At 37.0% G+C, this 17,638-nt stretch carries 12 protein-coding genes; 8 read left to right on the forward strand and 4 right to left on the reverse strand.

What is annotated here, in order from left to right; translation table 11 throughout:
• Window positions 1-27 precede the first annotated feature (27 nt).
• Together JCM9152_RS19720 and JCM9152_RS19725 are read right to left on the reverse strand one after the other, a co-directional pair.
• Window positions 28-1,680 (reverse strand): ATP-grasp domain-containing protein, encoded by a 1,653-nt coding sequence (locus JCM9152_RS19720; protein WP_052016215.1) that lies wholly within the window; start codon window positions 1,678-1,680, stop codon window positions 28-30.
• A gap of 24 nt (window positions 1,681-1,704) precedes the next feature.
• Window positions 1,705-2,745 carry a CapA family protein gene (locus JCM9152_RS19725; protein WP_035347274.1) on the reverse strand — a complete coding sequence of 347 codons (1,041 nt, stop codon included), beginning with the start codon at window positions 2,743-2,745 and terminating at the stop codon, window positions 1,705-1,707.
• A gap of 302 nt (window positions 2,746-3,047) precedes the next feature.
• On the opposite strand from JCM9152_RS19725, the gene JCM9152_RS19730 reads away from it, so the two are divergent.
• From JCM9152_RS19730 to JCM9152_RS19740, 3 genes are all read left to right on the forward strand, one after another.
• Window positions 3,048-5,855, forward strand: coding sequence for a peptidoglycan-binding protein (locus JCM9152_RS19730; RefSeq protein ID WP_052016217.1), 2,808 nt, complete (start codon window positions 3,048-3,050; stop codon window positions 5,853-5,855).
• A 418-nt stretch (window positions 5,856-6,273) separates the two neighbouring features.
• Complete coding sequence (locus JCM9152_RS19735) at window positions 6,274-7,662, forward strand: sugar transferase (protein ID WP_035347278.1); 1,389 nt, start codon at window positions 6,274-6,276, stop codon at window positions 7,660-7,662.
• Between the two features lie 138 nt (window positions 7,663-7,800).
• Window positions 7,801-8,868 (forward strand): MraY family glycosyltransferase, encoded by a 1,068-nt coding sequence (locus tag JCM9152_RS19740; protein WP_052016219.1) that lies wholly within the window; start codon window positions 7,801-7,803, stop codon window positions 8,866-8,868.
• Between the two features lie 40 nt (window positions 8,869-8,908).
• Here the strand turns inward: JCM9152_RS19740 and JCM9152_RS19745 are convergent, their stop codons facing one another.
• Complete coding sequence (locus JCM9152_RS19745; RefSeq protein ID WP_035347281.1) at window positions 8,909-9,952, reverse strand: LCP family glycopolymer transferase; 1,044 nt, start codon at window positions 9,950-9,952, stop codon at window positions 8,909-8,911.
• A gap of 265 nt (window positions 9,953-10,217) precedes the next feature.
• Complete coding sequence (locus JCM9152_RS19750) at window positions 10,218-10,853, reverse strand: YigZ family protein (protein ID WP_035347284.1); 636 nt, start codon at window positions 10,851-10,853, stop codon at window positions 10,218-10,220.
• Window positions 10,854-11,125: 272 nt separating this feature from the next.
• On the opposite strand from JCM9152_RS19750, the gene JCM9152_RS19755 reads away from it, so the two are divergent.
• The 5 genes from JCM9152_RS19755 to JCM9152_RS19775 all read left to right on the forward strand — a co-directional run bounded on the left by JCM9152_RS19755 (window position 11,126) and on the right by JCM9152_RS19775 (window position 17,334).
• Window positions 11,126-12,256, forward strand: coding sequence for a sensor histidine kinase (locus JCM9152_RS19755; protein WP_035347300.1), 1,131 nt, complete (start codon window positions 11,126-11,128; stop codon window positions 12,254-12,256).
• A 99-nt stretch (window positions 12,257-12,355) separates the two neighbouring features.
• On the forward strand, window positions 12,356-13,057 hold the full coding sequence (locus JCM9152_RS19760) for a response regulator (RefSeq protein WP_148296557.1): 702 nt from the start codon (window positions 12,356-12,358) through the stop codon (window positions 13,055-13,057).
• A gap of 89 nt (window positions 13,058-13,146) precedes the next feature.
• Window positions 13,147-14,001, forward strand: a complete 855-nt coding sequence (locus tag JCM9152_RS19765) for a DegV family protein (protein WP_035347288.1) — start codon at window positions 13,147-13,149, stop codon at window positions 13,999-14,001.
• A 1,300-nt stretch (window positions 14,002-15,301) separates the two neighbouring features.
• A complete protein-coding gene (locus tag JCM9152_RS19770; RefSeq protein ID WP_235715780.1) occupies window positions 15,302-16,630 on the forward strand; it encodes an ATP-dependent helicase ComFA in 1,329 nt (442 codons plus the stop codon).
• Window positions 16,630-17,334 carry a ComF family protein gene (locus JCM9152_RS19775; RefSeq protein WP_035347292.1) on the forward strand — a complete coding sequence of 235 codons (705 nt, stop codon included), beginning with the start codon at window positions 16,630-16,632 and terminating at the stop codon, window positions 17,332-17,334. The genes JCM9152_RS19770 and JCM9152_RS19775 overlap by 1 nt, the downstream gene beginning before the upstream one ends.
• Window positions 17,335-17,638: the final 304 nt, after the last annotated feature.

Consider the following 17,638-nt stretch of genomic DNA (forward strand, 5'->3'; position numbering starts at 1 on the left):
CCCAGAACCTAAAACATTTTACATGTTTTAGGTTCTTTCTTTTTCGGTTGAAGGTAGTTCTCCAAATATTTTTTTATAGGTGTTTAATTCTGCTGTTGCATTTTGTAATTGCGATTTCAATACATCATATTCAATATTAGTAGGTTTCTTAGTTTCTTGCATGTTATTTGTTTTATAGATAGCTTCAATTAACTGATTGACATCTGATTTGTAATTTAGTGGGACAGGAGTATCAGATTTTGGATTCGTACTAGAGTTAATAATATAAAATCCTTGTTTCACAGGTGTATTTCTAACTTTTTCTTCAAGTTTGAATCCTTTATATTTTTGAGCTTTTTGATGGATTAAAGAAAGTAATGCTTGAACATCTTTTTCGGTACCTGCTAGTACAATACTTAAATGATTATTAAATGATTTTATATGTCCGCTTATATGATTACGTGTAGCCTGTAATTGTAACCATTTGGAGAAAATATCTTTTTTCTCTGAAAGGTACAAATTATATCGACTTAGATGAATGTCTCCTGGGATATTAGGAATCTGTATTTCGTCAATACTTCCGTTAAAATAAGTAGTTTCAAGTACTTGGTCGAAATCAAAATACAAGTTTGCCCTTTGGTTACGATTGTATCCAATCGTTTCAGGGAAAAAATAATCAATAAGAGCAGATGGAACATCTCTTGGTTCACCAAATGAAGGGTAAAGGTGAGCAGTTATATGAGGTCTTGAATTTATTTCTAAGACTACGCCCTTATCGTTATCTTCATCTATAATCATATCAACTCCAGCATGTGTTAGGGTAGGAATTGCATTTACAGCATCTATTGCAAGTTTTTTTATGTTTTCACTTATTTTATCTGTCATGTCAGTTGCTTCTCCACCAGAAGTGACATTATTTTTCGATTTAAGATAGACTTTTTCCCCTTTTGGAGGAACAGAATTAAAATCATAGCCTAGTCTTGAGAGCAATAAGTCTGTTTCTTTATCAATTCTTAATGAACGTTTTTTGAGTACGGGATTGGAACGTCTATGTTGTTCTTTTTGTTCTAAAAGTTGTTTAATTGTGCTCTTACCATTCCCTATAATGTACAGACTTTCTCTTTTGTAGGCTGCTACAACTTTATTATCAATAACGTAACACCTATAATCATATCCAGTTTGGAATTTTTCAATAATTATAGCGCTCGTTAACTTTAAATCTTTTTTTATATAGTCAATTGCTTCTTTTAATTCTTGATTTGATTTAATGTTTGCTATGACCCCTTTACCACCAGTTCCATCTGATGGTTTGATGACAATGGGATATCCAATTTTTTTTGCTATACTTATGATTTTTCGAGTAGGAACTTCGTTACTCACAATAGTCCCTAGTGGAGTTGGTACTTTTGCTTCGTTTAAAACTTTTTTAGTAAGCTCTTTATTTACACAAATAGAAATAGCCTCTCCTGAAACAGTGTTTGCTCTTGTATATTTAAATGTATAAGATTGCTTATCATTACTAAGTGTGAAAATCGGTACTCGTGTTTTGGAGTTTTTTTCGAAAATAACTTTCATCGATAGATCTAAGCCTCTTCTCCATCCCTCCAATGCAATACTATAGCCACTTAATAAGTATCCTTCTGCTGATGAAGGGATAGATTTGGCAAGGTGAGATAATGGTGAAATTATGTAGTCATTCATAAGAGAATCCCTCGTTTCAAATGATTATTTAATGATTAGATTTGGAAGTCGTGATCTCATTCGAGTAATTAATTCTGTAAGTATTTCTAAAGACTCGAAGTTACCTCTATTCGTTTTAATATAAGGGTTTTCCTTAATGTAATCGATAAATGAATACATCTTGAAATCCTTTTTATGGTGAGAATCAACAAAGGTAAGGTTTAATGTTGGGTTATTAAAGTTTACAACAGGATTACCTTTTTCTTTCTCTAACTCAACAGAAATTGTCCCTCCAATTTGTCTATATACTCCATGTTGTCCAGTGTAAAAGTTACCTAATGATGGAATGAAAAAAGTTTTCTTGCCTCTAGAATTTAAAATAATCTCAGGAGGTTGAAGTACATGTGGGTGATGGCCTAAAATGATATCAGCTCCTCCATCAGATATCTCAGCAGCAAACTCTCTTTGAATAGCAGTTGGAAAAAGAGTATACTCTTTTCCAAAATGAAGGGAAACAACTACTAAGTCAACTCGGCCTGAGTCAGCCATTTTTTGGATCTTTTGTCGAATAGGAATGGCGTTTTCTTCATTGAATATATTTATCAAGTAACTTTTATCTTTGTCTATCTTTCTAAAAGCTCTAAATTGACGTGTGAAAGAAAGGAAGCCAATCCTGAGTCCATTCTTTTTTATAATACGGTATGTATCTCTGTCTTCAGTAGATAAGTGTGCACCAACATAAGGGAGGTCGATAGAACGCAAATTTTCAATTGATTTTAATAAACCTTCTTCTCCATGGTCATAAGCATGGTTATTCGCAAGACTAACTATATCTGTTCCGTAATCTTTTAAAGTCGTTGCTACTTCAATTGGGTTATTGAATTTTGGATATGAACTCAAGCCGAACTCTTTTCCAGCTACTATTGATTCAAGGTTGACAATCGTTACATCTCCTTCATTAAGTAATTTTTTCGCATGAAGCATCTTTGTGTTAAAGTCATAATTCCCTTCTATGGTCTCGCACTTATCATAAACTCTTGAGTGTAATAGAACATCTCCAGCTGCTACTAGTTTAACCTTAGTCATATTTTCACCCTTGCTAATTTAATTTAATTGATTATCGAGAATTAGTGGAAAACTTACTCCGTTAACGAATTATAACATATATTATTAGTGTGTTCATATAAACCTTAGTGTGAAAAATGTGTAATAATTATTTATATCTAATTTCAGTTAGTCATAATTATTAATTAGGTATTTATACCTATTTGCCGATAATTAACATACGGAATTTATAAGATTGTATTTACTTTATAGACAAAATATGATTACTTTATACTTAGAGACTCTTATTGATAGATTTTCGTTTGTTAGAAAGGAGTATATACATGCTAAAAAAAGCTAGATTTTCTTTTGTGGCAGGGCTCTCTGCGACAATTATTGTATTCGTGCCAGTTACGTCAACGATTGCAGAAGTGACGACTTTGGAAGAGAACGAAGAGGTCTTTGTATTAGAAGTCGGATCTAACGGGTCAAAAGTATTAGAATTAAAAGATGCTTTGAATCTACTAGGATATGACATAAGTTCAAGTGATGATGATTTTAATGAAAACACTAAGGAACAAGTAACTATATACCAAGAAGACAATGCTTTATCTCCAGATGGTAAGGTGGATGAGGTATTATTTTTTATGATTTTGGAAGATGCACAAAATCTAGAAAAACTAGAAGTTGAACCAAAAAAGAGTGACGATGAAATATTACTCGAAGAAGGTGATGAACAATTCATCACTGTAAGTTCTGTTGATGAAAATGCTTTAAAAAGAGGAGACTATGATGATCAAGTAATTGATTTGAAAGTCCACTTAGCCATAATGGGTTACGAGGTTTCAAATAATCCAACTGATTTCTATGGTACTATCACCGAGCAAATGGTAAAGAAATTTCAATCTGATTATGGACTAAATTCAACTGGAATTGCTGATTCTGCTACGCTAAATAAACTAGAGGAATTAGCAATGGGTCCACTACAATTTGGCATGTACAGAGATGATGCAATAGATTTAAAAATTAAATTAGGCAAATTAGGATTTAATGTGTCAAATAACCCAACGACATATTTTGGAACAGTCACTGAATCTAAATTAAAAGAATTTCAACAAACATACGGTTTAACCGCCAATGGAATTGCTAATTCAGAAACGGTGACTTTACTAAATGAATTAACACGAAAAGTTTATTCAAATGGTGACCGTCATGAAGAGGTTATACAAATTAAGCAATACCTAGATGTTATGGGTTTTTCAGTATCTAGTAATCCGACCACGTTATATGGATCGATTACAGCGACAGCAATAAGTAATTTTCAAGCAGCAAATAACTTACCTAAAACAGGTATAGCCGACAGTAGAACTATTAATCAATTAACAAATTTAGCAACAGGGCCATTACGTCAAGGGATGTATCGTGATGATGTTATACAATTGAAGCGTAATTTAGAGATTGCTGGATTTGGTGTATCAAGTAATCCTACTGTGTTTTTTGGACCGATTACAAATGGACAAGTAAGAGATTTTCAGGTAGCACATGGCTTAACAGTGGATGGTATAGTAGGACCGGCTACTTTGAATAAACTTGAAGAAGTAGTTGGTAATTCTCTATATAGAGGGATCAGAGATGAGAAAGTAATTGTATTAAAGCAACACTTGGCGATAATGGGTTATTCAGTTTCTGATAATCCTACTACTTTATATGGAACAATAACAGAACAGCAGGTTAGAGAGTTTCAATCTGATTATAACTTATCTGTAACGGGAGTGGCCGATTCAGAGACAATAAAAAAATTAAAGGAACTAGCAACACGCCCTTTACAACAAGGAATGTATCATGCAGATGTAGTAACAATTAAAGAAAACTTAGCAAGGTTAGGTTACAGTGTTTCTAGCTCACCTACTACTTACTTTGGTCCTATCACAACACGTCAATTAAAGGAGTTTCAATCTGATCATAATTTAGAACAAACAGGGATTGCAGATTCAGAAACGATTAGTAAGTTAACCGAGTTAGCGTCGTTAAATGTCACAACTTACTACCAAGCTAACGTAACATTAAATCAAGCACTTAACACACAAATGAATCGAAGTCCTCAATCTGATTTATATCGGAACGATACAGCTTTCGTAAGTGCGAGTTATGTTAATGTAACTGGTACGATTACTGGTAATGGGGTGAATTTACGTACAGGCCCTAATACAACATCAAGTGTGTCAGTCACTGTACCACGTAATACAAGTGTAGAAATTAGAGGTACTGTTAATGGATCTTCTGTATCTGGGAATACGCAATGGTATGAGATTAGGTACAATGGACAAACACTATATGTACATAGTTCTTTAGCTGGTTATACTGCTAGGACTACTGCAAATGTAAATGTGAGGGAAAAAGCTTCTGCAAATAGTCATAGTTATGGAGTAGCCTCAAATGGACGTACTTTGAATGTTGTGAGTCTTGGTAATTCTTGGCATGAGGTTCGCTATGATACTTGGAGAAATGCAAAACGTGAAGATGTACAACGTTTCCTAGATCCAGATCAAAATGATAAGTTTCAACACCTTCTTTTATCATCTAGTGTAGGTGTATCTGCATCACAAATTAATCGGTTACTTAGTGGTAAGGGAATTCTTGAAGGTCAAGGACAAGCATTTATTGATGCAGGTACAGAACATAAATTAAATGAGGTTTATTTAATTTCTCATGCACTGCTTGAAACAGGTCATGGTGGTTCTCCACTTGCAAATGGTGTCGAAGTTGGCTTGAATTCATCAGGGAATGCAGTGATGGTTACAAGTTCAAATCGTAGTAGTTTAAGAAACATTCGCAAAACGTATAATATGTTTGGGATTGGTGCATATGACGGGACTGCTGTGAAATCTGGTTCGGAATATGCTTATAGAGCAGGATGGTTTACTCCTGAAGCGGCTATTGTAGGGGGAGCGAAGTTCATAGGAGAGCGTTACGTTCATAATGGCGATCAACAAAATACTCTTTACAAAATGAGATGGAATCCAGCGCGTCCTGGGAATCACCAATACGCAACAGATATCCAATGGGCAACGAAACAAGTGTCTACGATCAAAAATATGTATAATCAATTAGATAACCCGCGATTACATTTTGACATTGTGCAATATCGTTAATCTATGAAGTTAAAAGTCTAGGAGAGTTTCCTAGGCTTTTTGGTTCGATATATTGAATAAATTTGAGAAGATTAAGAGGATGGACATACATTCATAGTATTATTGAATTCGAGTGTAGTGTATTCCGAATAGATTTCACTTTTTGTTTTAGACGAATTTATACATTGTGATGGTTACGCTAAGCAATGTATTTGATTTTGTTAATAAGCTTCTTTGAAAATGTTGGGTGTACGATGTTTAGTATTCTTCTTTAGTTATGGTGTTGTAATGGAATGTATGTTATGATGTTACAGGTTATTTCGTAATCCTTCATCTTTTTGTGTAAAGTTGATGAATTTTACGCAGTTGTACCCAATTGGCTTGGGTTACGTGATAAAATGAAAAAGGAATCAATCATTATTGTAAAGGGGAGAGATCGATGTCGAATATGTTTCCGAAACGCACGTCGCGTTTATTTATTATCCTGATTGATCTGTCCCTTCTCATGCTTGCGTATTTAGCTGCTTTTAAGCTGGCATCTTATCATACATTAATTGAGCCACGAAATATTGAGGCGCTTGTTAGTATTATGCCTTGGATATTGTTAATGGCTGTGTTGTTTATTTATATATTTGAGCTTGATCGGCTTGTGAAGCGTGATTATACAGAAATCTTTCGAAAGCTGTTGGTCGTCTCATTAGGAATTATGGTTTTGACGATTGCGGCATCCTTTTTGTTTCGTGAGTTTTCATTACCGAGGTCGGTTATTTTCTTATCGCATTCGTTTATGTTTGTGTTGTGGTTTTTATGGAAGAGCTTATACGTGAGAATCACATGTAAGGTCATGAGTCAAAATGTTCTTTTTATTGGAGATGAAAGTGAACTAGAGCTTATTAAAGAGAATCTATTAGACTCAAAGGTGATTAAGAGGAAAGCTGACGTTTCTTGGTTGAACAAAGATTTACTAATGAAAGATATTAAAATGAAAATGAAGCCATATGAACTTGTTTTTATTGGTTCGACGATGACTGAGCGTAAGAAGAATGACATCTTATATTATGCAATGAAACAAAAGCAGCTTGCATATATGATCCCGAATACAAATGAATTGTTTATTATGAAAACGTCATTTACGACACTTGGTGATACGATGGTACTTGAGGTTAAGCCGTTTACGCTTTCAAGTGGACAAATGCTTGCGAAACGCTTACTTGATGTTATTGTGTCAGCCTTGTTACTACTTCTTTCAGCGCCGATTATGGTTGCAACAGCGATTGCAATTAAGGTAGAGGATCGTGGACCGGTATTCTTTAAACAGGAGAGGGTTGGGAAGCATAATAAGCCATTTCAAATATTGAAATTTCGTTCGATGATTGTTGATGCTGAAGCGAAGACAGGGCCGGTTTTGGCGAAATCTTCCGATAGTCGTATTACAAAAGTGGGGGCATTTATTCGTAAGACTCGAATCGATGAGCTGCCTCAGCTTTTAAATGTTTTAAAAGGGAGTATGTCTTTAGTGGGGCCGAGGCCTGAACGAGAATATTTTGCGAAGAAGTTTGAAAAAGAAAACAAATGGTTCTACTATCGTGGTGCGGTTAAGCCAGGGATTACTGGTTTTGCGCAAGTGTTTGGTTATTATACGACGAGTGCTGATAGTAAATTGAAGTTTGATTTATATTATATTCGTCATTACTCCATTTGGTTAGATATTGTCTTATTATTTAGAACGATTTTAGTAGTTCTAAATAAATCACAGGCAGAGGGACAACAGGAAAAGCAAAAGACAATTGAGAAGAAAATATCAATGATGAAAAGTGGTATACGTTAATGAATTAAATTATGAGACCTTATGCGAATTGTCGTGTAAGGTCTTTTTATAGTGTTACTTGTTTACCCTCACCCCTCTTTGTAAATACTAACTCATAAAGCTGTAGCTCAATGGGAGTTGTTGGGAGGTTTTGAATCGTTGCTCATTTTTTTATTTGCATTTTTGGTTTCTTTGTCTGTGTCGGCCTGTTCTGTTCCGGCTGTTCGGGCTCTTTCGAAGCGCTATGGGTTTGTTGATAAGGTGGGTGCACGGAAGGTGCATCAATATGAGATGCCGCGTTTAGGTGGTGTAGCGATTGTTCTTGGAGTTATTGCGGGTTTACTTATTATACGACCGGAGCACGAGCATTTTTTGAGTATTGCGATAGGTGCTAGTATGATCGTTACAATTGGAATGCTGGATGATAAATATACACTTAATGCAAAAACAAAGCTTATATGGCAGCTAGTGGCAGCTGCGATTGTTGTTTTATCTGGTTTGCATATTCCTTATATGACACTGCCATTTTTGGGGGAAGTTGAATTAGGGGTGATCGGTTATGTCCTATCAATCGTCTGGATTGTTGGTATTACGAACTCGATTAATTTTATCGATGGCTTAGACGGATTGGCTGGTGGTGTTGTCGCGATTGCATTTATGACGATTCTTGTCATGTCTTTATTCGATCTAGGTGCGTCGTCTTTATTTGTTTTATCAATAGCTGTTGTGTTTATTGGAAGTATTATTGGATTTTTATTTTTTAATGTGTACCCTGCTTCAATCTTTATGGGGGATACAGGTTCTTTATTTTTAGGGTATGCCATTTCGGTGATTTCATTAGTTGGTTTTTTTAAAAGTGTGACGGTGTTTAGCTTAGTTCTACCGATCGTCATTTTAGCTGTACCGATATCAGATACGCTATTTGCTATAGTTAGAAGGTTATTAAATAAACAAAGCATGATGACACCAGATAAAGGCCATTTGCATCATTGTTTATTGGCGATGGGGTATAGTCATCGTAAAACGGTTTTGATTGTGTATCTTTTTAGTCTTTTGTTTGGAGTTGTCGCAATTGTTTTTACGACAACAACATTATGGGTTTCTTATTTATTATTGGCGATTATTATTATGGTCATTGAATTGTACGCGGAATGTATCGGGTTAATGGGAGATCGGAAACCTCTTTTGCAATTTGTGAAAAGAATTGCAAATATGAAAGGAAATTAAAAAACAAGACAGGTTGTACTGCCTTGTTTTTTAATTACTCTTATTGCTCCAGAATAGGCTCAGCTACTTCGTTAGTATCATGTTCCATGCTCTCCACCATGAATAGATGGTGTTGCTCTTCGTCTGTTAAGTTAATGTCTAAATGCTGCTTCAATTGAATCCTTATATCGAGAATTGATTCGTTATCAACTTCGTAATAATAAATACCATTTAACATAAGATCAGTCCCGCCTAGCTGTAGTTGTTCGATGTTATTTAAATTTCCTGCATAAGAATGAAGGGAGACGAGGTCACCAAACGATAAGTTCGTTATTAAATTTTCGCCAATAGCATCCAACACGTCATCAAATCGTGCAATGGATGAAAAGGAGGTTCCTTTTTCAATGATCGCTTCTAACACTTGCTGTTGTCTTTGACCTCGCCCGATGTCGCCACCACCTTGAGGGTGCTTACGCATTCTCGTATAGGCGAGTGCTTCTTCTCCATTTAAATGCTGTATTCCTTCTGTAAATTGAATCCAATCGTTGTTCATATCCTTCTCTTCGAAGTTGAAAGGTACCTCTATTTCAACTCCATCAATGGCATCAACGACATCAACAAATGCTTGAAAATTAATTCGAGCAAAATAATCAATAGGAATATCAAGTAACTGCTCGACGGTATCGATTGTCATATCAATGCCGCCAAACGCATGAGCATGATTGATTTTGTCTAGTGTTCCTCGCCCGACGATTTCAACACGTGAATCTCGTGGAATACTTGTTAAAATAATGGATTGCTCCTCTTGGTTTAAAGTAGCAACTAATATCGCATCAGTGCGACCGTTCGATTCACCTGGACGGGTATCAACACCGAGTAGTAAAATCGACATATTATCAACATGAGGGTTGACAATGTCTTCTCGAAGGTCAGATTTGTCACCGCGAATCAGCTCCTGTTGAGATCCGGCTGTAACATTGTTGATTTTATGAATAAAGTAACCAGTCGCAGCACCTAATGTAGCGAGACATGCAATGCTAAAAATGATGAGAGACTTCACTAACCAAGACTTCTTTTTCTTTTGATTTCGACTTCTATTTTCCATGGAAAGCCTCACTTTTTATATAGATTGATAGTTTTTTACAGTATACAACGATATCTTATCGAAAAATGATGAAAGAGTAAAGGATTAATCATTTGATTTTCACTAATGAGTGCAGACAATTATGGTCATTCTTGGTTGATCACGAAAAGAGTTAAGTGAAAGAGTGGCTTTCTTACTATTTTTGTTGCTAGATTAATGATTATGATAGATAATAAGAGAGAATGAAAAGACAAATCTTAGCAAAATTCGTTTATAATGGTGACTATTAAGTAAGAACTGTTTCGAGGTAGAGTTGCTTACCTACTTTTGTCGTTGCTTGTCCATTCGTTAAGTTAGTTATCCATTCCTGGAAGTCTGTCGTTTGCTCGACGGGTACATAGGTTTGAATATCTACTTGCTCTAGGTAATCAGTCCCTTTAAGTTCATATGGTGATTCTCGTAAAGCATGCTCGATTTTCCCGAGCCAATGGTAGTCGATTTCTGTATGAATAATGGACATTAACGTTCTTTTAACAACACCTATATGGTTTAGCCCCTCGCTAACTGCGCTACCATAAGCGCGGATGAGACCGCCAGCACCTAGCTTAATACCACCGAAATAGCGTGTTACAACGACGACGGTGTCCTTTAAATCACGTTTTTTTAATACTTCTAACATCGGCACACCTGCTGTACCACTAGGTTCACCATCATCATTTGCTTTTTGGACTTCATTGCGTTCGCCAATTACATAAGCAGAGCAATTGTGGGTCGCATTCCAATGTTCCTTTTTGATTCTCTCAATAAACTGTTGAGCGTCTGACTCATTTTCTGCACGACTTAAATGAGCGATAAAACGAGACTTTTGAATGGTGATTTCATGAGAATTGGTTTCTTTTACCGTTTTATATGTAAATAACACAGTCATTCTCCTTTTCTTTTTGATAGTTTTACAAATCTCAGTTATGAGAATGTAATGTAGATTTGTTAAAGTAGGGTTGTCGTTCATAAAATACCCTTTAAATATGAAGAAATTCGACTCTTTTGCCGGAATTTGTTGTACTATAAGAATAGCGAAATGCTTGGGTAATCGCAAACATTTCAACTAACGCTATAGCAAGTGACTAGACAATAGATCAAATGTGGTGAAATACGATGTTTGGAAACAATGAGTATGAAGAAGGGTTGATTAATTTGACGACCAATAAGTCCCTTGACTCGATATTAGACAAGACGTTAGAAACAGTGGATGAGAGTCGGGAAAAAATTTTTGAAATTAGTGAACAATCTCGACAAGAATATACGGCTTTGAAGGAAGAGCTGAAGGACGTAAGACTAAAGGTAGGTTCCGTTATCGATCAAACCGATCAGATGAGTTTACACGCTCGCTTATCTCGGAATCGCTTAATGGAGGTTAGTAAAAATTTCTCAAAGCACTCGAGTGATGAAATTCGCTCCGCCTATGAACAAGCGAATGAGTATCAAATTAAATTAGCTGTTCTTGAGCAAGAGGAAAAGCAACTCCGTGATAGAAGAGATCGAATTGAACGTCGACTTATTGATTTGGAATCAACTGTAGAAAGGGCGGAACAACTTACAAGTCAGATGTCTGTCGTGTATAACTTTCTTTCCAACGATTTAAAAGGGATTAACGACGTCATAGAAGATGCGAAGGAGAAGCAGCAATTTGGGCTAAAAATCATTGAAGCACAAGAGGCTGAGCGGAAGAAGTTGTCACGAGAAATTCATGATGGGCCGGCACAAATGATGGCGAACGTGCTTTTACGATCTGATCTAATAGAACGAATTTATCGAGAGCAAGGAATTGAACAAGCGCTTAATGAGATAAAAGACCTAAGAATGATGGTAAAATCCTCCCTTGCGGAGGTGAGGAGAATTATCTATGATTTAAGGCCGATGGCGCTTGATGATCTTGGTTTAATTCCGACTTTAAAGAAATATCTCAAAACTTTTCAAGATCATCACCTTATAAACACTGACTTTTATCATACGGGACATATCATTCGACTTCCACAAAAAATGGAAATTGCAGCGTTTCGACTTGTTCAAGAAGCAGTTCAAAATGCCTATAAACATGCAGAACCAACAAATATCGAGGTGAAAATTGAATATAAGCCGACTAAAGTTATAATAGTTATAAAGGACGACGGCAAAGGGTTTGATCCTTCAGAGAAAAAAGTGGGATCATTTGGCTTAATGGGTATGAAAGAAAGAGTGAACATGTTAGCAGGGCAATTAACGATCCATTCAAAGCCTAAGTATGGAACAGCGGTCGTAATTGGGATTCCATTAAGTAATGCTTGATTAAGAAAGAATCATTTTCTTTTAGATGAAAAGTAATGAATACTTAGGATTTTTTTAAATGAAAGAGTTACAGACAAAACAAAGTAAATTGATGAGGTGATAGGATTGAACGAGAAAATAAGATTAGTCATAATTGATGATCATCAGTTGTTTCGTGAAGGTGTAAAGAGAATACTAGCAATGGAGAATGATATTGAAATAGTTGCAGATGGACAAGATGGGTCACAAGCGGTTCATCTAGTGGAGACTTTTGAGCCTGATGTGATTTTAATGGATATCAACATGCCAAATATGAATGGGGTTGAAGCGACAAAAGAGTTAATTGAGCGCTTCCCTGATGTGAAAGTATTGATTCTTTCGATTCATGATGATGAATCGTATGTGAACCATGTATTGAAAACAGGAGCAACAGGCTATTTGTTAAAAGAAATGGATTCGGATGCTTTAGTTGAAGCGGTGAAAGTCGTTGCTTCTGGTGGAGCGTATATCCATCCGAAGGTAACCCATAATTTAATTAATGAGTATCGCCGTCTTGCTAATGAGGATGAAGAACAATTAGGTGCAGTTGGCTTCCGAGAAGTGGAGTATCAAAAGCCACTCCATCTGTTGACACGTCGTGAATGTGAAGTCCTTCAGTTAATGACGGATGGAAAGAGTAATCGTGCCATTGGTGAATCACTTTATATTAGTGAGAAAACGGTTAAGAATCACGTAAGTAATATTTTACAAAAGATGAATGTGAACGATCGTACGCAAGCTGTAGTGGAGGCTATTAAAAAGGGTTATGTTCTTGTAAGATAAATCGCTATCATTGATTGAAAGGTTTCTTATTTCCTAGTAGTATGTACAGTAGGTCGGTTATATCAGATTAGAAAAGTGAGGAACATGTAATGGAGAAAAAAGTTGCCATTGTCACGGATAGTACAGCTTACTTAAGCCCTGAAATAAGAAAGCAATTAGAAATTGAAATGGTTCCTTTGAGTGTTGTATTTGGAGAGGAAGCCTTTCGTGAGGAATTAGATTTATCGACAAATGATTTTTATGAGAAGATTGCGACGTCAGAACAGCTTCCAACAACTTCACAGCCAGCTGTTGGTGATTTTGTTACCTTGTTTGAACGTTTGAAGAGTGAAGGCTATGAGCAAGTGATTTCGATTCATCTTTCTAGTAAAATTAGTGGTACGTTTCAAACGTCCCAAACAGCAGCTAGTATGGTAAATGGGATTGAAGTGCTCGGTTTTGATTCAGAGATTAGCTGTGCTCCCCAAGCGTATTACGTCTTAGAAGCAGCGAAGTTAGCGAACGAAGGGACAGATGGTACGACCATTATTGATTATTTACAGTCTCTAAAGAAGACGTGTCGAGCGTACTTTATGGTTGATAACTTGAATCACCTGCACCGTGGCGGGCGTTTAAATGCTGCGCAGCTCGTTGTCGGCAATCTATTAAAGATTAAACCTATCCTTCATTTTGAAAATGGGCGTATCGTCCCGTTTGAGAAGGTTCGTACAGAAAAGAAGGCGCTTGCCCGTATTTTGCAACTATTAGCTGAAGATGCATCGAAAGGCTCCCCTCTTGATGTGACTGTCATTCACGCCAACCGTGAAGATGGAGCAGAGGAGCTAGCAGATACCATTCGTGAGGCTCACCCGAGTGCGACAGTGTCTATCAGCTACTTCGGTCCCGTAATTGGGACTCACTTAGGGGCAGGGAGCTTAGGTGTTACATGGAATAAATATAACTAATCAACGAAGAGGCTGTTCTACATGGGGTAGGGCAGCTTTTTTTTAGGTTCTATTATAAAGTTAGAGTATGGAGAAAATTTTGTGCAAAAAAATACACCAGATCCTAATATCCATTATACTTGAATTTGCCGAAACAAGAAAAAGAATAGGAGCTGCGTGCACAAGCGTCATAACATAATGATTATAGGGTTAGAAGACGTTATTATTACCAATTTAGAAGTTGTTGAGGGCATCTGGAAGTATTTTTGTAGAGGTTCCGAAGTGTTAAGCTGTGCGTTAGGAATAAGTGTCATTTAGATTAACAAAACGTCTATTAAAAAGAAGCTAATGAAAGCCATATCATTAATATAAGTAAAAATGTCCATATAAAAAATAAAGGTATTGAAACCATGATCATCAAGATTCTATGATACATATTTGAGTTAACAAATATTAGAACTGCTAAAAAAGGAGTAAGTATAAAATATAGAAGTGATGGTAATAAATCTGAAAAAATGAAAGGTATAATAACCAACACTAAAACTATTATTAATATAAAGTAGTTAAATTTATTACTTTTGTTGCTAAAAAACATTTTTTTCATAATATCTATCATTTCCTCTTTTTTTTCATTGAATTATTTGGAGTAACTAATCGCTACAAATTCCCTTCTCTTTTAACGCTTCTGAACTACTAAATCCGGTGTATAAACCGCGTAGGAATTTTCAGTTTAGCTATAAAAAAGGTAAATGCCCATTTGAATGTGTCTCTGTTAAAATAAATCCGGATTTATTTCATTTAATCGACGTGAAAGCTGATATATGGCTGATGAGGTCATGATCAATCCAGCGTTATTAAACATACACCAACTTAGTGTCTAGGGGTTTTCTGCCTCTCCCAGTTGTGCAAAAAGTAATAAGTTCAAAAGTGATTCGGTTATACGTTTTTTGTATGAAAATCTAATTTCAAATACTTGAAGAATTATTGGTGGAATCCCTTGTGCAAATGACATTTTTCGTGTAGTCTTGTCCATTCTAATGGTTTTTTTAAAAGTTTTTATTAAGATTATTTTTCAACGGTTCAGCAACATTATAAAATCCTCCGTAAAATTGATTGATTCTATTATATATTAAAGCCATTTCAAAAAACACCTGTATATCCTTAATTTTACTATAATTAAAAATTGTTCTTAAGAAGGATATAAATCCCCTATCACATTAATATGTTTGAAAATTTTATAAAGTTAGCTATATCTGTAGTAGTCTTTTTGTTAAACGTACATTCCCTAACTCACTAATTAATGAAAGCAGGTGAATCAACCTTGGAAAGTCTAATCGGAAGACGGCTATTACGCTCTGAAATTCGCTTGCAGAATGAAGAGCTTGGAAGCTTAATAGAAAAAAGTGTGATCGTTAAAGAGAAGGCGTTGTTGCACGACGGTACGTTTATATGTCGGCGTTGTGGGAATCGAGAGTCACATCTATTTGCTCGGCATCATTGTGTGAAGTGTGATAGGAGCTGCACGTATTGTCGCCATTGTCTGCTTCTTGGGAAGGTAAGTGAATGTGAATCGCTTTATCGTTGGAATGGATCAAATCCGGTATATCCGAAGCTTGAGAAACCAATGGAATGGTCTGGGACGTTATCACCAGCACAGCAACGTGCTTCCGATGCGGTTGAACAAACTGCGATCGAGAAAAAGGAACTACTCGTCTGGGCGGTGTGTGGATCAGGCAAGACTGAGGTCATCTTTAAAGGGATAGAGCGTGCGCTTGTACTTGGAAAGCGAGTACTTGTTGCGACGCCACGGACAGACGTCGTGAAGGAGCTTTTGCCGCGTTTTCAGAAGAGTTTTCCGAACGTAACGATATCGGCCTTATATGGTGGAAGTCGAGATCGAAAGGATGGAGCGCAGTTTGTACTAGCGACGACTCATCAAGTGATGCGGTTTTACGATGCGTTTGATTGGATTGTTGTAGATGAGGTTGATGCCTTTCCGTTTTCCTACGATCAGAGTCTTCGTTATGCGATCCAAGAAGCGAAAAAAGAAGACGCCTCCCTCGTTTATTTAAGTGCCACACCGAGTCGAGAATGGACTCACTCCCCTCAGATTGAACGAATCAAAATTCCGAAAAGATATCATGGTCATCCATTGCCCTTGCCACAATTTACATGGTGTGGGAATTGGCAAAAGAAAATCGAAAAAGATCAACTCCCCCAATGTATAACAAATTGGCTTGCGAAGTTGCAAAAAGAAAAGAAGCCAATTCTCCTGTTTGTCCCCTCTGTTCGAGTGCTACACTCCCTCTCTCGTGTGTTACAAAGCCATTCATTTAATCATGAAAAAGTACATGCGAAAGAATTGAAACGCCACCCGCTTATTCAAGCTTTCCGTCAGCGACAAATTCCTATTTTAGTAACAACGACCATTTTAGAACGAGGTGTAACCTTTACGAATGTTCAAGTTGGGGTAGTCGGTGCAGAGCAGGATGTTTTTACTGAGGCAGCGCTTGTCCAAATTGCTGGAAGGGTTGGCCGACATCATAAGTATCCTGCTGGAGATGTGATGTTTTTTCATTATGGCGTTTCAAAGGAAATGAGACGTGCTTATCAACATATTGAATTGATGAATAGAGAGGGAGGGTTTTAATGCGTTGTTTAAGCTGTCATGAGCGTTTCTTTCCAATGCCGAGCTGGGAAAGTGTTTTGCTATTAAAGGAAGAAGAGCCCCTTTGTCAAATGTGTGCTGAGCAGTTAGTGGCTCTTGGAGGGGAAGGGTGTTGTTCAACGTGTAGTCGACATATACACACACACTATCAAAGAGAGGGGGTCTGTCTTGATTGCTGGCGCTGGGAGCAGCAGGAATACACGAAAGGGTTGCTAACGATGAATCGCTCATTGTACGAATATAATTCATTTTTGAAAGAATGGTTAGCTGTGTATAAATTTCGTGGCGATGCGATTGTCGCTTCTTATTTTGCGAAGCTGCTATCCGTTATGTATCATCATTTCTTTCAAGGGGATTTGGTTGTTCCTGTTCCGTTAAGTGAGAAGCGGTTGAAAGCTAGAGGCTTCAATCAAGCTTCATTAATAATGGAAGGATGGGCTGAGGACCATGATGTGTTAGCTCGTGTAGAAGGAGAGAAGCAAAGTAAGAAAAGCCGTAAACAGCGAATATCGCAAGTGACGGATCAGCCGTTTCGCATGAATGAGCAAGGGATTGAATTAGTGCGTGGGCGCTCGATTGTACTCGTTGATGACATTTATACGACAGGTACTACGGTAAGACAAGTAGCCCGATTGCTGAAAGAAGCGGGTGCTCAGAAGGTGTCGTCAATGACTGTGGGGAGGTAGAGGTTTGATAAGTCATCCTCATTCCGCAATAGCGGTGGACTGAGGAGCCAAAAGCAAGTCGTGAAATCGAGTTTCCGCTATTTGCATAGGGAGAGCTAAAACCCTGTCGGAAGGGGGGAATAGAGGAAAGAGGATGCCGCAAAGAGGCTGAGCATAACGAAATCGAGCAAATAGCGGACCGAGGAACCGCACGCGTAAAAAGGGACTCCTCATGCCGCAAAACAGGCGGAATGAGGAGCCAAAAGCAAGTTGTGTCATCGAGTTTCCGCTATTTGCATGGGAAAAGCTAAAACCCCTGTCGGAA

Source organism: Halalkalibacter hemicellulosilyticusJCM 9152 (genome assembly GCF_000513115.1).
Classification (GTDB): Bacteria; Bacillota; Bacilli; order Bacillales; family Bacillaceae_D; genus Halalkalibacter; species Halalkalibacter hemicellulosilyticus.

Coding starts and splice junctions, on each gene's coding strand:
- JCM9152_RS19720 (WP_052016215.1), bottom strand. CDS start 1,680: ATGAATGACTACATAATTTCACCATTATCTCACCTTGCCAAATCTATC.
- JCM9152_RS19725 (WP_035347274.1), bottom strand. CDS start 2,745: ATGACTAAGGTTAAACTAGTAGCAGCTGGAGATGTTCTATTACACTCA.
- JCM9152_RS19730 (WP_052016217.1), top strand. CDS start 3,048: ATGCTAAAAAAAGCTAGATTTTCTTTTGTGGCAGGGCTCTCTGCGACA.
- JCM9152_RS19735 (WP_035347278.1), top strand. CDS start 6,274: ATGTCGAATATGTTTCCGAAACGCACGTCGCGTTTATTTATTATCCTG.
- JCM9152_RS19745 (WP_035347281.1), bottom strand. CDS start 9,952: ATGGAAAATAGAAGTCGAAATCAAAAGAAAAAGAAGTCTTGGTTAGTG.
- JCM9152_RS19765 (WP_035347288.1), top strand. CDS start 13,147: ATGGAGAAAAAAGTTGCCATTGTCACGGATAGTACAGCTTACTTAAGC.
- JCM9152_RS19775 (WP_035347292.1), top strand. CDS start 16,630: ATGCGTTGTTTAAGCTGTCATGAGCGTTTCTTTCCAATGCCGAGCTGG.